The following is an 18105-nucleotide window of genomic DNA, read 5'->3' on the forward strand; positions in this document are numbered from 1 at the left end:
CCGGCTTTTGATCACTTCTTCTGCTGATCGCAGCGTTTTTTCATCTTCTCCATCATTTTTTCTGCGCGCTTTTCCTGCTCTTCGCGCCTTTCTTCATGAATATCGTTCCAGATTTTGCGTTGCTCATCGTTCAGCTTAAGGCGCTCGGCCATAGCATCGCGCTTTTCGGCCATCTTTTCCTGGCGTTCAGCTTTGTTGAAAGGCCCTTTGCCTTCGCGCATGTTCTCGCACATTTCGGTCATATCACGGGGGCCGTCGCCGCGATGATCGGAATGCTTGTCGGCAAATACTGCAGGGCTGGCTGCAAAAAGAGTCGTGGCCAAAAGGCTGGCGGCGATAATAGAGGTTCTGCGTTTGCTCATGATAATTCCTCGTACAGTTGATTAGCTGCTTGGCCGGTTTCGGCATAAGCATGATTCGCCCCCATAGTAAGGCGAATCTTGGTAAATGAGCGTCAAGGGTATGTAAAGGTTCTGCAAAGGAATACTGAGTGGCGCCGTCAGTTTCAGGGGGGCGTGTTAAACTTCAGGGCATCACACCATGCACACGATGACTGAACAAGCCCGGATAGAGACAAACGATGCAGAACAGAGTCTTGCTGGTAGAAGATGACGACGAGCTACGCGAACTGCTTGCCCGCTATTTGAGTGGACAGGGGTTCACCATACGCGAAGCGGCCAATGGTAAAGATGGCTTGGCGCTGGCACTCGGGCAGCACTGCGATATTGTGGTGCTGGATATTATGCTGCCGGATATCAGTGGCCTTGAGGTGTTGCGGGAATTACGTGCGGCCACGCACTTACCGGTGGTGCTGCTGACAGCTCGAGGCGATGAAACAGACCGCATTGTTGGCTTTGAGGTGGGTGCTGACGACTATATACCCAAGCCGTGCAACCCCCGTGAACTGGTGGCACGGCTCCAGGCGATCCTGCGTCGGGTGGCCTGGGATCAGAAAGCGGAAGTGACGACAGAAAGGCATTATGGAGATTTACGCGTCGAACCTGACCACCGCCGTATATACCATCATGGTGAGCCACTTGAGCTGACAGCCACCGAGTACGAAATTCTGCAGGTGTTGCTTGCACATGCCGGAAGTGTGGTCCGTAAGACGGATCTGATGCAATGGGCCCTGGGGCGCCGCCTTGAAGCCTTCGACCGTACCCTGGACATGCATATCAGCAATCTCCGGAAGAAACTGGGTAGCGATGATCCGCCCAGGATCGAAACGGTGCGTGGTCTTGGCTACAGTTACCGGGTGCCAGCATGAATCGGCGGGTAACGTTTCCACTATTCTGGCGGATTTTCCTGTTGATCTGGCTGGCCATGGCCGTAACCGTTGTGGTGAGTAATCTTGCCTCCCAGGTGTTGCTCGATCGCGAGCGAGCTGCCATTGAGCGGCAGCTCGAGTTACGGGATCTCGGGTTCGACGTGGCCGCGATTAGGGAGCGCCAGGGGCGCCGGGAGGCTCACAGGTTTCTCAGTTCCCAGGGGGATGAACTGGGGCTGCATCTGATGATGATCAGTGCGGATAGCGGCGAGCGTTTACCGCCTGCCATTCGATCCCGAATTGAATCCGGATGGTATCGGCAAAAGCCTGCCATTGTGGATTTGGGCGACGGTTATCGCCTGATCGCCTGGCCTAAAATGCATGGAGAGGGCTGGTTGGAACCCCGGGTTTTCCGGTTTATGGAGATGGGGTTGGCGTTTGTTCTGATCACTCTGGCTTGCTGGCTGATCGCGCGCTTTGTGTCGCGGCCCATGAGGCATATGGAAAGGACGGCTCGGGCTATCGCGGGCGGCAACACGGAATTGCGGGTCGATGAGCGCATAGCTAACCGCCGGGATGAGGTCGGGCAGTTGGCAACGGCATTTAATGGAATGACCGACCAGCTGTGTAAACTGCTGGATCGCCAGAAACATCTGTTGAGGGATATTTCCCATGATTTACGTACGCCGCTGGCACGTCAACGCATTGCTATTGAGTTGGCCAGCGAAGGCGGGGTAGAAGACGATTTAATGGCCAGCATTCTACGTCAGAATGAACGTCTTGATTCAATGACTGGTCAGATCCTGACCCTGTATCGGGTTACCGAACAGGGTGGTGATATCGCGCGGGAGCCAGTGCGACCTGTGGATCTGGTGAATCAGGTTTTGCGGGATGCCGCAGACTATGCCGAGCATCAGCGAGTAGATTGTAAGCTGGATTCAATGCCTGAGAGCACTGGTGTTTCTGTGTTAGGCGACGCCGGACTGTTGCAGAGAGCGTTTGACAATATCTTGCAGAATGCTCTGGATCATACCCCGCCAGGGAAAGTGGTGCATATAGCTTTGAAGGTGTCTTCAGGTTGGATAAGCCTGGCGATTGAGGATGAAGGGCCTGGCGTCCCAGGTGAGATTCTCGATCATCTCTTCGAGCCGTTTTTTCGGGGCGACAAATCCCGGGGCGGCGAAGGCTGGGGGCTAGGGCTGGCGATCGCCAAAGACATCATTCTGGCCCATGACGGAGAAATCACTGCAAACAATAGTCAGCGCGGCGGTTTGCAGATTCTGGTCCGGCTCCCGGTATTTGCGGTCGACTGATGACCACACAGGCCACCTCATGAAAAAAGACTATCCAGTACCTGCCGGCTTCCTTGAGCGCGAGACAGACGTGAAGAAAAGCCGCTTTATTGCCAGAATTGCGCCTGTGGCTTCCCGGGACGATGTGAAAGGCTGGCTAGAAAAAGCACATCAGGATCACCCCGATGCTCGCCATATCTGCTGGGCCTACCAGATCGGACGCCCGGGCTCAGCGGCGGAAGCCGCCATGAACGATGATGGTGAGCCGGCCGGAACCGCAGGTAAGCCGATTTTAAACGTGATTCAGCACAAGGATATGGGGGATGTCCTTGTGATGGTCATCCGTTATTTTGGTGGCATCAAACTTGGTGCAGGAGGTCTGGTGAGAGCCTATGCCGGTGCAGCCGAGAGTGTACTGTCAGAAGTCGGCAGGGTATTCCACAAGCCTGTCAGTGCTGCAAACGTCATAATGGGGTTTGCGGATGAGCAGCCATTGCGACACTGGTGCGACACCCATGCGGCCGAGCTGGATGCAATCACCTATGGCACTTCGGTAACTGCACGGGTTCTCGTTCCGGAAGACCAGTCTGAAGCGTTTACGGCGTTTTGTGACGCTCACAAACTGGATTACCGTTTTGAAACATGAAAGGACAAAAACGCATCGGATAAGTGTCTTGTGCGTATACTTGGGTTAAGGATTCCGGAAATTAAGGGGTAGGTTATGGCTCGTTTTCTGATGGTAGCGCTGGTGACAATAGCAATGACCGGGTGCGCCAGTAATGTAGTGACTGATTACAATTCAACCGCGGCTTTTAGCGACTATTCATCCTGGGCCTTCGCGCCCAGTGCAGGTGATTCCTCGTTCATTTCTCTGGATGGAAGTCGTGTACAGGGCGCGATTGAGCGGGAACTGAGCCTTAAATCCTTAAGTAAGGTGGAAGAGTCGGAGGCTGACCTTCTAGTGAGCTGGCGAATTGTGGAAGAGGAGCGACTTGAGCAATCAGGCGTCGGGCTTGGCATTGGCTTTGGTACAGGGAATTTTGGCTGGGGGCTTTCGGCACCACCTCCTGTGCGTGAAGTCAAAGAAGGCAAGTTGGTGGTCGAGCTGGCAAGTAGTAGTTCGAAGGAAGTTGTTTGGCGTGCAGCCAGCCGCCGCTACCTCAATGAAGATCAGTCTCCTGAAAAACGCGGGAAGCTGATCGACGAAGTGGTTGAAGAGATGTTTACCAAGTATCCTCCCGATCTGGATTGAAAAACCAGGGCCGTTTCGATGGCATAGTCCCAACGGCCCTGCATATGGAGGATTAATGGCGAAGCGATCTACAGGCGGCCTAGTGTTTTCAACCGAGCAGGGGCGGATGTGCCCTGAGTGCCGTAATCCGGTTGCCAGTTGTACCTGCGGCCAGGCAATGCGCCCGGAAGGTGATGGTATTGTGCGTGTAAGCCGTGAGACCAAAGGGCGGAAGGGGAAAGGTGTCACCCTGATTACCGGCATCCCCATGGATGAGAAAGAACTCAAAGCCTACGCAAAAGTGCTTAAAGCCAAATGCGGCACCGGCGGCACGGTTAAGGGCGGTGTGGTGGAGATACAGGGTGATCAACGTGATCTGCTCGTGCCCCTTCTCGAGCAAAAGGGCTGGGTTGTTAAGCGTTCAGGTGGCTGAAGCTGATGTTGTTGGAGCTCTTACGCAGCATTTGGTGGGAAAAGTCTTTAACTAGAATTGTGCACGAAAACCTGAAATGGCCCGCAGGAAAGCCTTGCGGGCCATTTTAGTATCCGGTCTATTTACTGAAGCTGGTCACGAATCAGTTTTTTATTGATCTTGCCGACACTTGTTTTCGGAATGTCTTCAACAAAATCGATCTGTGCCGGTATCGCCCATTTATTGATCTCGCCTCGATCGACATATTCTTGCAGGTGGCGCTGTATATCTTCCAGATTGGCCTGCTCGCCAGGTCTGAGGGTGACCAGGGCATAGGGCCGCTCGCCCCATTTCTCATCCGGAATGCCCACTACAGCAGCACCTGCTACCGCGGAATGCTGGCTGATCAGATTTTCCAGGTCCAGGGATGACAGCCATTCACCACCGGTCTTGATGACATCCTTGATGCGATCCTTGATCGTCAGCGTGTTGTCAGGCTCCATGGAGGCAACGTCACCCGTATGCAACCAGCCACCTTCCCAGAGTTCCTCGCCTTTTTTCGGTTCTTTGAAGTAGCTTTGAGTAAGCCAGGGGGCCCGGGCAACAACTTCGCCTTTGGCTTCACCGTCGTGAGCGACAGGTTTACCGGATGGGTCAACAATTTCCAGTTCCACCATGGGGACTGCGATGCCGGTTTTGATCCGCTTAGCGGTTTGCTGCTCGAGCGGTAGCTCCAGATCTTCTTGCTTGAGATGGGTTGCGCTGAGCAAAGGACAGGTTTCGGACATGCCGTAGCCTGTGTACATGCGGATGCCAAGTTTCGCGCCCGCATCACACAGACCCTTGGTCAGTGCGCTGCCGCCAATCAATACCTGCCAGTTGCTGAGATCCGCTGTTTTTATGGACTCTGTGCCCATCATCATCTGCATGACGGTCGGAACACAGTGCGAGAAGGAGACGTTGTGTTCCTTGATGAGATCAACCAGCAACTCCGGCTCGTAGCGGCCAGGGTACACCTGTTTTATGCCCATCATGGTGGCTGCGTAAGGAACACCCCAGGCGTGAACGTGGAACATGGGCGTTACCGGCATATACACCGAAGACGAACGCAACAGTGGCACTTCATCGTAGGCGGAAAGCGAGCCGGTCATGGCCAGAGTGTGCAGCACCAGCTGGCGGTGGCTGAAGAAAACACCTTTTGGATTGCCGGTAGTGCCTGTGGTGTAGAAGGTAGTTGCGACGCTGTTTTCGTCGAAATCCGGGAAATCGAATTCTGCCGATGCGCTCGCGAGCAGCTCTTCGTATTCGCCGCTGGTTTCGAGCTTTGTATCCTTGGCGGTTTTTTCGTCGGTAAGCTGGATGTAGGTTTTGACTGTTTTAATTTCGTCCTGAACGCCCTCCAGGATAGGTATGAAATCGTCATGTACCAGCACCACGTCGTCTTCCGCATGATTCATGGTGTAGACGATCTGCTCCGGTGACAGGCGCACGTTTACCGTGTGCAGAACAGCTCCCATCATGGGAATCGCGAAAAAACATTCAAGATAGCGGGGCGTATCCCAATCCATAACCGCAACTGTATCGCCCGGTTTAACGCCGGCATCGGTGAGCGCATTGGCAAGGCGATGAATGCGTTCTACCAGATCTGTGTATGTGTACTTGCTCCGGTTGGCGTAAACGATCTCTTGATCCGGAGAATACCTCGGCCCCGAGCGCAGTAGCTGTTTGATCAGGAGTGGGTATTGATGGGCATTTTCAGCTGCAGGTAAAATTCGTGTTTGTACCATGTCTGGAATCCTCTATAACGATTGTTGGTTTTGTCTGAGAGGTTGACGAAATCTGACATAAAACGAGCGAAATCGAAAGCTTGGGGCACGCCGTTACTAACACTTGCAAGAACAGTAAGGTGATGCCACCTACTGCTCCCAGGGTTTGCCTTTGGTGTCTTTCACTGTTTCCACGCCAATATGCATGGCCGCTTTGGCCAGCATGTTGGCACTCACCGGTGCGGTCATCAGCAGGAATACCGTGATGAGGACTTCAGAAATACCTATGCCTTCGCCGATGGCACTGAAGTAGATGACCGAGCTGAGCATGATGGCTCCCACCCCGACGGTGGTTGCCTTGGTAGGCCCATGCAGTCGGGTATAAAAGTCTGGCAGCCGGGCCAGGCCGATGGCGCCTACAAGTGTAAATGCTCCCCCAAAAAGTAACAGGGCGGAGATAGCGTATTCCGCAAACGGGCTCATGAGTTCTCTCCTCTGCGAAAGGGCTGATGGGGGCTGGTTAGTTGGGTGAGGTAGTTATTCAATGACACTACCTCGTTTCAGATACTTGGCCATGGCCACAGTGCTTACGAACCCCATGACTGCGATCAACAGACCGGACTCAAGATACATGCGTGTGTTCAGAGTGATACCAAGCAAGATGATGAGAGCGATGGCGTTGATATAGAGTGTATCTATCGCCAGAACCCGGTCTGGTTCATCCGGCCCCCGGATCAGGCGATATACGTTGAGCAGAGCCGCCAAGGTCACCATGGCGATGGTGAGATACAGTGCAACTGTAATCATTGGAACATCTCCATCAGCGGTTTTTCGTAGCGGTTGAATATAGCGTCAATAATCTCCTCATCGCTTGAGGAGTCCAATGCGTGGATTAACAGGGTCTTGTTGTCATCGCTGACATCGGCACTCACAGTTCCGGGAGTGAGTGAGATGGTGCTCGCCAGAATCGATATGGCGAGCGGGTGTTCAAGCTTCAGGGGGTAGCTGATGAAAGCCGGTTGCGGCTTGCGGGGGCTGAGTATTAGCCACGCCACCGAAAAGCTGGCGGCTATGATGTCATTCAGTACCCGCAGGATATACCAGGGCATGCGCCAGGTTTTTACAAAGGCCGGGCGCTCTGGCCAGAAACCGTGGGTCATCTGGGGGATCAGCCAGGCCAGAATGAACCCGAGAACGACACTGCCACCGGATACACCATCACTGAGTATCTGCCAAGTCGTGAACAGAACCAGGCTAAGCCAGGGTTGAGGAAAACTCAGGCGATCAAACATCAGTTTGCCTCCCCAACTAATGGGCTCTGTGGGACATGCATGGGCGTCTGAAGAATATTGATGTAGCCTCGATTGTCGTACAACTGCTCGGCGGTGGCACGGGTGTAGTCACTCACCGGTCCTGCCAGCACAACGATCGCCATAGTAAGGCAGGTAAGCATCCCGGTGGAAATGGATGCTCTGTTACTCATTGGTTCCGGTTTTTCAATTTGGCCATCTACGTTCCACCAGAAGACAATGCTTCCTGCACGGCTGTAGGCTATCAGGGTGAGAAAGCTGCCAACGAGTAGTACACCCCATAGCCAGGCCATTTCGGCTCCAGGCTCAACCGACTGGAGAATAAGCAGTTTGCCGAAAAAGCCGCTCAGGGGAGGCAGGCCGGCGGCGGCCACAGCACCGATAAGAAACAGCACGCTCAGGAACGTCCTGTGGCGCATTTTTGGTGCAGTGACGATACTGTCTCCGGCCTGGCCTCGTTGGCTTGCGACCAACTCGGAAACCAGGAACAGAGCCGCGACCGTCCATGTTGTACTAATCAGATAAAACAGCGCTGCCGACAAGCCAGCCTCAGAGCCGAGTGCGATAGGTGCAAGTAGTGTCCCAACGGAAATAATAACCTGCCAGGCGACCAGAGTTTTCAGGTTGTCTGCTCCAAGGGCCCCGATAACTCCCATGCCCAGAGTTACCAGGGCCAGAGGGAATAGCCAGTCCATGCCCAGGTATGCTAACTCTCCTGCGCCCTCTCCGAAGATGAGTGGGTAAATTCTGACAATTGCATAGATGCCCACCTTGGTCATAACGGCAAAAAGTGCTGCAACCGGTGCAGTTGCTTTCGCGTAGGCTTTGGGCAGCCAGAAACATAGCGGAAGAAGCGCCGCTTTCAGGCAGAACACCACCAGAAGCATCATGCCACCAGCCTTTACAAGGTTCACGTTACTGCCAGATACCTGTGGGATTTTCACCGCCAGATCTGCCATGTTCAGTGTTCCTGTAGCGCTGTAGATCATGCCCACACCGATCAGAAACAGCGCTGAACCCGTCAGGTTGAGAACGACGTAGTGAAGCCCGGGGACGGTTCGTGTACTGCCTCCACCGTGCATGAGCAGACCGTAGGAGGCGATCAGCAGAACTTCAAAGGCAACGAACAGGTTGAACAGGTCGCCGGTCAGAAACGCAATGTTCAGGCCCATCAACTGGAACAGAAACAGGGTATGGAACTGCCGGTTCCCCTCATCGGCACCCCCGCAGGCATAGATGTGACAGAACAATCCGAGAATAGCTGTCAAAACCAGCATCAGTGCGGCTAGCCGGTCAAGAACCAACACAATGCCGAAGGGTGGTTGCCAGTTGCCGAACGCATAGATGCGGTAGCTGTCATCATTGGCGAGCATTAGCAACACCACAGCTGAAACCAGCATAAGCACAGTGGTGGCGATGGCCAGGGTTCGGCGCAGGCTGATAGGAGCATATCCCATGAAAACCTGAAGAATGCCGCCGAGCAGCGGTATCAGAATCGGAGCAATAAGCCAGTGGGTCATTTGCTGGTTACCTCCTGGTCCTGTGTTTGCTCGGAAGGTGTTTCGTGTTGTCCATCCACATGGTCGTTTTCATTGTCTGCCAGATTACGCAGAGCCAGAACAACCAGAAATGCCGTCATCGCAAAGCCGATAACGATAGCTGTGAGCACCAGAGCCTGTGGCAACGGGTCTGAATAGCCTGCGGCAGTTCCGATGACCGGCTGCTCACCGGTTGCGAGGCGCCCGGTGGCGAACAGGAAGAGGTTGACGCCGTAAGACAGCAAAGTCAGACCCATAACAACGGGAAAAGTGCGGGCGCGCAGCAGAAGATATACGCCGGATGCAGTCAAGGCACCGATAACCAGTGCAAATAACAGTTCCATTACACGCCCTCCTTTTTACTCTTGATGGCGGAGTGAGGTGATAACCGGCCAATGCTCACAAGTGCCAGCAGCGTGGCGCCGATCACCGCCATATATACACCCAGGTCAAACACCAGAGCCGACGCAACTTCGAATTTGCCAACAATGGGCCAGGTAATATAGCCAAATGTGGTCGTCAGGAAGGGGTAGCCGAAGGCCAGGCTGCCGGAACCGGCAATGGTCGCAAACAGAAGGCCGAGACCAATAACATTATGGTACCGGAACCGAATGCGATCCTGGGTCCAGATCATGCCGCTGGCAATATACTGAAGAATCAGCGCTACAGAGGTGATCAGGCCGGCGATAAAACCGCCGCCGGGCAGGTTATGCCCGCGCAGGAAAATATAGGCAGACACCATCAGCGCCAGCGGTAGCATGGGCCGGGCAATCTGTCTCAGCATCAGCGGGTAATGATCCCGCGTCCACGCATGGCCCAAGCCGTCTCCCGGGGGAGGAGTCAGGGCAGTGTCTTTAAGCATGGCGTATATGCCGAGCGCTGCTATGGCGAGTACCGTTATTTCGCCCAAGGTATCGAAACCACGGAAGTCGACCAGAATCACGTTAACCACATTGGTTCCGCCGCCGCCGGGCTTGCTGTTTGCCAGGAAGAAGTCGGAAATGGAGCTGAACGGCTGGGTGAGAATGGCCAGTGTGATCAGTGTCATCCCGGCGCCCGCGGCAAGGGCTATGAGAATGTCGCGCGTGCGCTGGGCTTTTGAGCTCTCCAGCGGTGTCCAGGAAGGCATATAGAAAAGTGCCAGCATCAGCAGAACGATGGTCACAACTTCCACCGACAACTGTGTCATGGCCAAATCCGGCGCGGAGAATCGTGCAAATGTGAGCGCCACTATCAGGCCTACAACGCTCAGCAGTACCAGCGCGTAAAAGCGTTCTCTGTGCCAGGTGGCCGTTGCCAGTGCAGAGAGTATGAGTATGACCGCGGCGAGTGCCGTGGCCCCGTCAACGGCGCTAAGCCCGTTCTCGCCGATATCAAAGCCGATGTCAGCCAGAGGCATCACAGTAACAGCGATGACGCTCACAATAAGAAGCATGGCGTAGCGCTGGAGGGAGCCATTTTCAAGCCAGCTGGTACAGCGGTTTGCCAGAAGTACGAATTTTGAGACCACGGCCTCAAACACCGCTTTCTCGTCAATCTCCCGGAACCGGGCATGGAAATCGAAAAAGCGCTGACGTTGGCTGTACATCAGAAGACCACCGAAGAAAGCCATAAAACTCATCAGCAGCGGCAGGTTAAAGCCATGGATTACCGCCAACTGATAGTCAGGAACATCACCGCCAAGGGTTGCAGACGCTGCCGCGAAAAGCAGTGGGCCGACGGCGATGGTAGGGAATACGCCCACCATGATGCACGCGAATACCAGGATCTCCACCGGAAATTTCATATACCTGGGAGGTTCATGGGGCGGGAATTTAGGCAGGTCGACAGGCTTGCCGTTAAAGAAAACGTCGTGAACGAAGCGAGCCGAGTAGGCAACGGCGAAGATGCCTGCCAAGGTGGCAATAATCGGAGGTAGCCAGGCCCAGAGACCGGGCAGGTTAAGTTCCAGGGACTCGGCAAAAAACATTTCCTTGCTGAGGAATCCGTTCAGCAAAGGAACGCCAGCCATGGATGAGGCAGCAACCATCGCCAGAGTGGCAGTATGGGGCATGTAACGCCAAAGGCCGTTAATCCGGCGCATATCGCGGGTACCGGTTTCGTGATCAATGATGCCGGCGGCCATGAACAGAGAGGCCTTGAAAGTGGCATGGTTGATAACGTGGAATATTGCAGCGACGGCGGCCAACTGAGTTCCCATGCCTAGTAGCAGGGTGATCAGGCCCAGGTGGCTTACGGTTGAATAAGCGAGCAGACCTTTCAGGTCATGCTTGAACATGGCGATATAGGCGCCAAGAAGCAGCGTGGCCATGCCGGTGAAGCTGACCATGTAAAACCATTGCTCAGTTCCCGCCAACGCCGGATAAAGGCGGGCCATGAGAAATATCCCCGCTTTGACCATGGTGGCAGAGTGCAGGTAGGCAGAAATTGGTGTCGGCGCCTGCATGGCGTGCGGCAGCCAGAAGTGAAACGGGAACTGAGCCGACTTCGTAAAGGCGCCGAGCAAAATGAGTGTCAGTGCAACCGGGTACAAAGCGTGGGCCTTGATCAGATCGCCGGCGGCAAGCACATCATCAAGTTCGAAGCTGCCAACAATGTTGCCGATCAGAAGAATGCCGGCCAGCAGAGCCAACCCACCGCCGCCAGTAACTGCCAGAGCCATTCGTGCACCGCGCCGCGCATCCTGTTTGTGCGTCCAGAAACTGATCAGCAGGAACGAAGTCAGGCTGGTTAATTCCCAGAAAATAAGCATCAGCAACAGGTTGCCGGAGAGCACTATGCCCAGCATCGAGCCCTTGAAACAAAGGAGCAGGGAGTAAAACTTGGCTACATTCTCACTGGCTTTAAGGTAGTAGTGGGAATAGATAATGATCAGCAGGCCGATGACCAGTATCAACAGCGCAAAAAGGAGCGCCAAGCCGTCGAGTCGAAAACTGAACGATAGCCCAAGCACAGGAAGCCACTCGTAGTTGTGCAATACCGTGCCACCTGCGGAAAGAACGGACCAGTGGGGAAACAGCGCTGCCAGTGCGATCAGTGCAGGAACGGATGATGCTATCGCAATAGCGGTTCGCCCGCCCTGGGCAAACAGGGGGGCGGCTATGGCCCCCAAAAATGGCAGTAGTACAACCAGCGGTAGCGACATCGCAACCTCGTTAGCGGTTTTCTGTTCTTATGAATGGAGATAGCGTTTGAACCTGAGTCTAGTCTCCGGTTGGCCACCCTGCACACGTCTCTTCTAGACCGTCGTGATGGGTGCCTGGGCTAGGGTCAGCAGAGTGCTGGTGGGTCTGGGAAGTACGGTAAACGCCCGCGATGCCGCGCGATGTCAGCGGTAATTGGGGGGCGATTGATCTGCATGCAGCCGACGGACCTGGCGGTCATGGTTGCTCCGTTAGTAAAACCTGGAAACCGATGATACGTGCCCGGGCTCGCAGGTCAAGTCAACTTGTGATGGATCAAGTGCAGAAATTGCATTTAAAAGTGACGTGGAGCGGCACTATTCGGCCGCTTTCTGCCAACGCCTCACGGTTGTTGGAGTATCACCGGGCTGATTTGAGAGCATTAAAAATGGCCTCGGCTTCGGCCTCCAGCACTTGGCTGCGCAAACTATTGCCTTGTCTGCTGGCCGCTTCGATCTGCTCAAGTTTCATGGTGTACAGCCGGTTAAGAACTTCAACCTGAGTTTTTTGAACGGGTGCGTTCATGGCGTTTTCTCCCATATGACACCTGTCAGTATTGTTTACAGAAACATCCGGCCAGAGGCCGTTAAGTCGATCCGATGCATAACCCGGGCCAAATGATGTCTGCTCCCATCAACGTCCAAACCGTGAACGATAAGCCCCGGGAGAGAGCCCTGTGTGCTTGCGAAATAGACGGCTGAACGAACTGACATCCTCGTAACCCACCAGGCGGGTGACCTCCTCTACTGGCACGCGAGAGTTTTCCAGATGGGCACGTGCTGCTTCTATTCGAATGGCCTGAAGATACCCGGTTGGCGTGTCCCCGGTGGCAAGCTTGAATCGTCGCATTAGCGAGCGCGATGTCAGGCCGCTCAAAGTGGCCAGAAAAGCCAGGGTAATGGTTTCGCTATAGTGCGTCTCTAGCCAGTCCTGGAGGTCCAGGATTATCGGGTCTGAATGATACCGCTTGCTCTGAAGTGCGCTGTAGGGTGCCTGACTGTTACGTCCTGCGTCGATAACAAACGCCTTCGCCAACTCCCTGGCAACCTGAGCGCCTGCATGGCGTTCGATCAGATGTATCCCCAGATCCCACCACGCCATGCCGCCTCCGGCACAGGCAATATCCCCGTCTACGGTTACCAGCTTGTCCGGGTGCAGGTTTACCAGTGGGTACCGCTGGCGAAAACCGTTGCTGAAGCCCCAGTGGGTTGTAGCCTCCTTGCCATTGAGCAATCCCGCCTCTGCCAGAAGGAAGGCGCCGGTGCAGTTACTGGCCACACGAACCTGTCCTGCAGAGCTATTGTTCTGATTGTTGAATTGGCCAAGCCAGGCAATCAGGTCGTTATTGGAAGAAAGCACCTGATCAATCGGCGCACCGATAGTCGGCACGATGACCAGATCAGCATTGTCCGTATCCAGCTCGTCCCAACTGCCGTCTGACAGCAGGGTGATGCCATTAATGCACCGGCAGGGATCGCCGTTGCGTGTTAGCAGTCGAGTAGTAAAGTGCGGCACTGGTTGCTCACCATGAATCCGCGCCCAGGTCACGCCGGCCAAACGAAACAAATCGATCACACCGGTGATGGCGCTGGCCAAAGCGCCGTCAAACCCAATGATTGAAACTTTTTGCATGAAGCCTCCGGACTGTAGCTCTGGAGTTGGGCAATGCGGGTGCCACTGCCCAGGACACGCTGTGAATACATACCTGTAGGCTTGACGGCAGCATCCATGCTGCCGACAGTCCTGGGCAGTGGCACCAGCATCGCCCTGGCATCAGTCGGCAAAGTGGCGAATATAACCATAATTATGTCATAAACGCCGGTTCCCACGAAAACCCTGTTATGAGAGCCTGTAGGTAACCAAAAGATGGCTCCAGCCAATCACCAGGAAGCTGCATAGATGACCGATACCCTGATAGACCGCCGCGATCTGGCGTTCCAACTCTACGAAGTGCTTGATACCGAAAGCCTGCTCAGCCGTGACCGCTTTAACGAACATAATCGTGATACTTTCGACGCTGTTATTGAAACCGCAGACAAAATGGCCCGGGAAAAATTTGCGAGCCATAACAGCGCGGCGGATAAAGACGAGCCCAAATTCGTTAACGGCCAGGTCGAAATGCTGCCGGAAGTGAAAGAAGCTTTTGATGCCTACGCGGAAGCCGGCTTTATCGCAGGGCGTTATGACTACGAGCTGGGGGGTATGCAGTTACCGGAATCGGTTATGGCTGCTTGCAACGGCTTCTTTACCGCAGCCAATCCGGGCACGGCTGGCTATCCGTTTTTAACCACAGCGGCCGCCAACCTTATTCGGGTTTTCGGTGACGAATCACAGAAAACCCGCTTTCTTCCTAACATGCTCAGCGGCCGTTATTCCGGAACCATGGCGCTTACCGAGCCCCATGCTGGCTCATCGCTGGCAGATATTCGTACTTCCGCCACGCCAACGGATGATGGCCATTACCTGATCAAAGGCGCGAAAATTTATATCTCCGGTGGTGAACAGAGCATCACTGAAAACATTGTTCACATGGTGCTGGCCAAAATCAAAGGCGCTCCGGCTGGTGTAAAGGGTATCTCCCTGTTCGTCGTTCCCAAGTTCCGCGTAGATAGCGAAGGCAATCCGACGGACCGCAACGGAGTCAGTCTCGCAGGCCTCATCCACAAGCTCGGTTATCGCGGCACTACCTCAACGGCACTCAGCTTTGGCGACGATGCACCCTGCCACGGATATCTGGTGGGAGAGCCGCACCAGGGCCTGAAGTACATGTTCCAGATGATGAACGAAGCCCGTGTTGGTGTCGGTTTTGGGGCCGCGGTGATCGGCTATCGCGGTTACATGCACAGCCTGGAATACGCCAAAGACCGGTTGCAGGGTCGCAAGGCCTCCGAAAAGAACCCGGAAAGCCCCCAGGTACCCATCATCGACCACGCAGACGTACGTCGGATGCTACTGGCGCAGAAGGCTTACAGTGAAGGTGGCTTGGCTCTTTGCCTATACGGCGCTCGCCTGATGGACGACCAGCACACCCACCCGGACGAACAGAAACGCGCGGAAGCTGGAAAATTACTCGATCTGCTTACGCCGGTTATCAAAACCTGGCCTTCTGAACATGGCCCGAAAGCCAACGATCTGGCTATTCAGGTATACGGCGGCGCCGGTTACACCCGAGAGTACCCGGTGGAGCAGTGCTGGCGTGACAATCGCCTGAACCCGATCCATGAAGGCACCACTGGTATTCAGGGTCTGGACCTTCTGGGCCGCAAAATCTGGCAGGACCAAAGCCATGGCTTACAGCTGCTGATGAAGGAAATGCAGGTGGATCTGGAAGCTGCAACTACCGACCGTTGCCAGCAATGGGCCCTGTCCCTCAGCGAGACTTTGCAGCAGGCCGTGAAAGTGACCCAGAACCTGGGTAAATCCCTGATGAGCGGTGAAGTGGATAAAACCCTCGCCAACGCGTCCTGCTATTTGCACCTGTTCGGACACATCATTGTTGCCTGGATGTGGCTGCGCCAAGCCAATGCGGCAGCTCAAGCACTGGCGTCCGCTAACAGTGACGAGGAACGTAATTTCTATCAGGGCAAGCTGCAGGCGGCTCAGTATTTCTTCCACTGGGAGCTGCCGACAGTGGCGCAGGATTTGGTGTTGTTGCGGAATATGGATGACACCTGTCTGAACATGAAGACGGAGTGGTTCTGATGGGCTTGGTTAATGTTAAAAAGAACGGCCACATCCTGCTCATTGGATTAAACCGCCCGGAAAAAATGAACGCCATGAATCGGGCCATGTATCATGAAATCGCTGCGGCTTATTACCAGCTGGAACACGATGACGATTTAAGAGTGGGCCTGATGTACGCGGAGGGCGACCACTTCACCAGCGGTTTGCAGCTGGACGACTGGGCAGACGTGTTCGCCAGGGGTAAAGGTATAGAACCGGGTGAAGGCGAGTTGGATCCGTTTCATATAACCGGAGACGGCCTCAACAAACCGGTAGTCTTTGCCGCTCAAGGCATTTGTTTTACCTGCGGTGTCGAAATGATGTTGAATACAGACATCCGCGTAGCGGCCAAAGGCACTCGCTTCGCGCAACTGGAAGTAAAACGCGGCATCTTCGCCTGCGGTGGTGCGACCATCCGGCTGCAACGGGAAATCGGGTGGGGCAATGCCCAGCGTTATCTGCTGACCGGTGACGAATGGACTGCTGACCAGGCATATAAATGGGGCCTGATACAGGAACTCGTTGAGCCGGGTGAGCAATTCAACGCAGCACTGGAAATCGCTGAGAAGATCGCAAGTGCCGCACCCCTGGGTGTGCGGGGTAGTTTGAAGTCCTCCAAAATCGCAGTAAGCGAGGGCCAGGAAGCAGCTAAACAGCGCTTGTTCCCGGATCTGCAACCCGTGATGGCTAGCGAGGATGTAAAGGAAGGTATTCAGTCTTTTCTCGAGCGGAGAAGTGCAGTTTTCAAAGGAAAATAGGGCAGCCCCTACCAAGCTCCAAGCTGCCGGTGGGCCAAGGTTCTCAGCGCTGTCGGCAGCATGGATGCTGCGGTCAAGCGTACAGGGATGTATTTACAGCGTGTCCTGAGAACCTTGGCCCACCGGCGGCCTGCACCTGAATCTGAAGGCTATAGGCTCAAGAGTTTTGATGGTTATTACTAAGCGGCCTTCTCCGAAGCGGTACCAGCCTCTTTCTCCCGGCGAGCCTCAGCCTTGGCAGCCACTTCAGCCGCGTAATCCGCATACTTCGCCATCAGCTCCGCCTTGCGGTCCGGATCCCAGTTGATCTTGCTCAGATCGCCTTCGTAATGATCAATCACCCGCTTATCCATAGTCTCGTACCACCACTGCGGCACATAAGCAGGCGCTAACATGGAGGCGTAGCCGCCAGGCAGCTGGGGCGCCTTCTCGAAGTGACGTAAAGCCTGATAACTGCGCTGCGGGTGGGCGTGGTGATCGGAATGGCGCTGTAGCTGATACAGGAACAAATTCGTCACAATATGATTACTGTTCCAGCTGTGCTCCGGCTGTGTTCGCACATACTTGCCGTTAGCGTCTTTCTGTCGTAGTAGTCCGTAGTGCTCAATGTAGTTCACGCTCTCCAGCAAGCTGGCGCCATAAACCGCTTGCGCCGCGAGAAAAGGCAGAGCCCGTGGCCCGCAAACCAGCGTTGTCGCCCCGAAAAAGCCCGCACTCATCGCCCAGCCTTGCAACAGCTCGTTTTCGAGGCTCCAGAAGCTTTTTCCCTTCCGTGCCAGACGAGCCCGCTCGATCTTCACGGAGGATTTCATGCCACCGAACACGGTGCGGGGTAAAAATTTCCAGAAGCTCTCACCCATGCGACTGCTCGCCGGATCTTCCGGGGTCGCTACCCGTTTGTGGTGGCCAAAATTATGCTCGACAACAAAGTGGGTGTAGCCCGTTGGTGCCAGGGCGGCCATAGCCATCAGTTTGTTGAACTTGTTGGATTTGTGCCCCAGTTCATGGGCCGTGTTGATACCAACGCCATTGATGGCGCCAACCGTCAGCGTCAAACCGATCTTGTCCTCGACCGGCGTGTTCTTGCGACTAGCCAGCCATGCTCCCAGGGCTGTCATTGCATACTGGGTGGGTATAAATGCCTTTACTATGCGGCTGTAATACTTGTCTTGCTCCAGTGGGCCAACCGCAGATTCCGGCGGATTGCTCTTGTCCTCACCAATGGCCCGATCCAGAGCCGGGATAATACCGTGCACCAGCGTTGGGCCCGTCCAGGCGAGGGCTTTGAGTTTTTTTGGTGCCACTGCATAACCTGTCAGAGCTGCCAGACCAATGCCGGGTAAGGCCGGCCCCAACAGCCAGAGGTAGCGTTTTGGATCTTTCCACTTTTCGATGCGACGGGTAGGCGTTGCAAGGCTATCGACCGCATCTGTTTTGGTTTGCGGGTCCAGACGGTCACGGGTTTTGGCGTTCACGGCGTCTCTCCATTGTTGTGCGTGCACTTCAAATTTATGTCGGACAATCTGACAATACAACAATTATAAGTGACGGCTTTGGAGGTTGGCTCGAAATGACAAAAAGCAATTAATTGGCGGAGTCCGCAAATCTGGACCAGACTTTCAGCAC

18 protein-coding genes are annotated in these 18105 nt (G+C 54.7%); 7 read left to right on the forward strand and 11 right to left on the reverse strand.

The genetic code is table 11. The features are described from left to right. Nucleotides 1–11: 11 nt before the first annotated feature. Nucleotides 12–362, reverse strand: a complete 351-nt coding sequence (locus Q4606_RS05015; RefSeq protein ID WP_303596280.1) for a hypothetical protein — start codon at nucleotides 360–362, stop codon at nucleotides 12–14. 218 nt (nucleotides 363–580) lie between these two features. Between Q4606_RS05015 and Q4606_RS05020 the strand changes: the two genes are divergently transcribed. From Q4606_RS05020 to Q4606_RS05040, 5 genes are all read left to right on the forward strand, one after another. Beyond that, entirely contained in the window at nucleotides 581–1267 is a 687-nt protein-coding gene (locus Q4606_RS05020) for a response regulator transcription factor (RefSeq protein WP_303606855.1), read from the forward strand. Beyond that, a complete protein-coding gene (locus Q4606_RS05025; RefSeq protein WP_303606856.1) occupies nucleotides 1264–2580 on the forward strand; it encodes a HAMP domain-containing sensor histidine kinase in 1317 nt (438 codons plus the stop codon). Before Q4606_RS05020 ends, Q4606_RS05025 begins: the two co-directional genes overlap by 4 nt. Nucleotides 2581–2599: 19 nt before the next feature. Then, nucleotides 2600–3205, forward strand: a complete 606-nt coding sequence (locus Q4606_RS05030) for a YigZ family protein (RefSeq protein WP_303596277.1) — start codon at nucleotides 2600–2602, stop codon at nucleotides 3203–3205. A gap of 75 nt (nucleotides 3206–3280) precedes the next feature. After that, nucleotides 3281–3811, forward strand: a complete 531-nt coding sequence (locus tag Q4606_RS05035) for a DUF4136 domain-containing protein (RefSeq protein ID WP_303596276.1) — start codon at nucleotides 3281–3283, stop codon at nucleotides 3809–3811. 55 nt (nucleotides 3812–3866) lie between these two features. Next, nucleotides 3867–4223: a translation initiation factor Sui1 gene (locus Q4606_RS05040; RefSeq protein WP_303596275.1), complete on the forward strand. Its 357-nt coding sequence runs from the start codon at nucleotides 3867–3869 to the stop codon at nucleotides 4221–4223. A gap of 122 nt (nucleotides 4224–4345) precedes the next feature. On the opposite strand, the gene Q4606_RS05045 is transcribed toward Q4606_RS05040, so the two are convergent. From Q4606_RS05045 to Q4606_RS05085, 9 genes are all read right to left on the reverse strand, one after another. Beyond that, nucleotides 4346–5989 (reverse strand): fatty acid--CoA ligase, encoded by a 1644-nt coding sequence (locus tag Q4606_RS05045; protein WP_303606857.1) that lies wholly within the window; start codon nucleotides 5987–5989, stop codon nucleotides 4346–4348. Nucleotides 5990–6118: 129 nt separating this feature from the next. Then, the gene (locus Q4606_RS05050) at nucleotides 6119–6451 is read right to left on the reverse strand and encodes a Na+/H+ antiporter subunit G (RefSeq protein WP_303596273.1); all 333 of its coding nucleotides are present in this window, start codon (nucleotides 6449–6451) and stop codon (nucleotides 6119–6121) included. A 54-nt stretch (nucleotides 6452–6505) separates the two neighbouring features. After that, complete coding sequence (locus tag Q4606_RS05055) at nucleotides 6506–6775, reverse strand: K+/H+ antiporter subunit F (RefSeq protein WP_303596272.1); 270 nt, start codon at nucleotides 6773–6775, stop codon at nucleotides 6506–6508. Beyond that, nucleotides 6772–7260: a Na+/H+ antiporter subunit E gene (locus tag Q4606_RS05060; protein WP_303606858.1), complete on the reverse strand. Its 489-nt coding sequence runs from the start codon at nucleotides 7258–7260 to the stop codon at nucleotides 6772–6774. The genes Q4606_RS05055 and Q4606_RS05060 overlap by 4 nt, the downstream gene beginning before the upstream one ends. Further along, a complete protein-coding gene (locus tag Q4606_RS05065; RefSeq protein WP_303596270.1) occupies nucleotides 7260–8798 on the reverse strand; it encodes a monovalent cation/H+ antiporter subunit D in 1539 nt (512 codons plus the stop codon). Before Q4606_RS05065 ends, Q4606_RS05060 begins: the two co-directional genes overlap by 1 nt. Next, on the reverse strand, nucleotides 8795–9160 hold the full coding sequence (locus tag Q4606_RS05070) for a Na+/H+ antiporter subunit C (protein WP_303606859.1): 366 nt from the start codon (nucleotides 9158–9160) through the stop codon (nucleotides 8795–8797). Before Q4606_RS05070 ends, Q4606_RS05065 begins: the two co-directional genes overlap by 4 nt. Then, a complete protein-coding gene (locus Q4606_RS05075) occupies nucleotides 9160–11961 on the reverse strand; it encodes a monovalent cation/H+ antiporter subunit A (protein WP_303606860.1) in 2802 nt (933 codons plus the stop codon). Before Q4606_RS05075 ends, Q4606_RS05070 begins: the two co-directional genes overlap by 1 nt. A 397-nt stretch (nucleotides 11962–12358) precedes the next feature. Further along, the gene (locus Q4606_RS05080; RefSeq protein ID WP_303596267.1) at nucleotides 12359–12523 is read right to left on the reverse strand and encodes a hypothetical protein; all 165 of its coding nucleotides are present in this window, start codon (nucleotides 12521–12523) and stop codon (nucleotides 12359–12361) included. A 108-nt stretch (nucleotides 12524–12631) separates the two neighbouring features. Then, nucleotides 12632–13630 carry a GlxA family transcriptional regulator gene (locus Q4606_RS05085; protein WP_303606861.1) on the reverse strand — a complete coding sequence of 333 codons (999 nt, stop codon included), beginning with the start codon at nucleotides 13628–13630 and terminating at the stop codon, nucleotides 12632–12634. 267 nt (nucleotides 13631–13897) lie between these two features. On the opposite strand from Q4606_RS05085, the gene Q4606_RS05090 reads away from it, so the two are divergent. Together Q4606_RS05090 and Q4606_RS05095 are read left to right on the forward strand one after the other, a co-directional pair. After that, nucleotides 13898–15700 carry an acyl-CoA dehydrogenase gene (locus tag Q4606_RS05090; RefSeq protein WP_303596265.1) on the forward strand — a complete coding sequence of 601 codons (1803 nt, stop codon included), beginning with the start codon at nucleotides 13898–13900 and terminating at the stop codon, nucleotides 15698–15700. Next, the gene (locus tag Q4606_RS05095; RefSeq protein WP_303596264.1) at nucleotides 15700–16479 is read left to right on the forward strand and encodes a crotonase/enoyl-CoA hydratase family protein; all 780 of its coding nucleotides are present in this window, start codon (nucleotides 15700–15702) and stop codon (nucleotides 16477–16479) included. Before Q4606_RS05090 ends, Q4606_RS05095 begins: the two co-directional genes overlap by 1 nt. A 179-nt stretch (nucleotides 16480–16658) precedes the next feature. Here Q4606_RS05095 and Q4606_RS05100 read toward each other — a convergent pair whose 3' ends face one another. Beyond that, nucleotides 16659–17954, reverse strand: a complete 1296-nt coding sequence (locus tag Q4606_RS05100) for an alkane 1-monooxygenase (RefSeq protein WP_303606862.1) — start codon at nucleotides 17952–17954, stop codon at nucleotides 16659–16661. Nucleotides 17955–18105: the final 151 nt, after the last annotated feature.

It is taken from the genome of Marinobacter sp. 1_MG-2023, from assembly GCF_030549045.1.
GTDB lineage: Bacteria > Pseudomonadota > Gammaproteobacteria > Pseudomonadales > Oleiphilaceae > Marinobacter.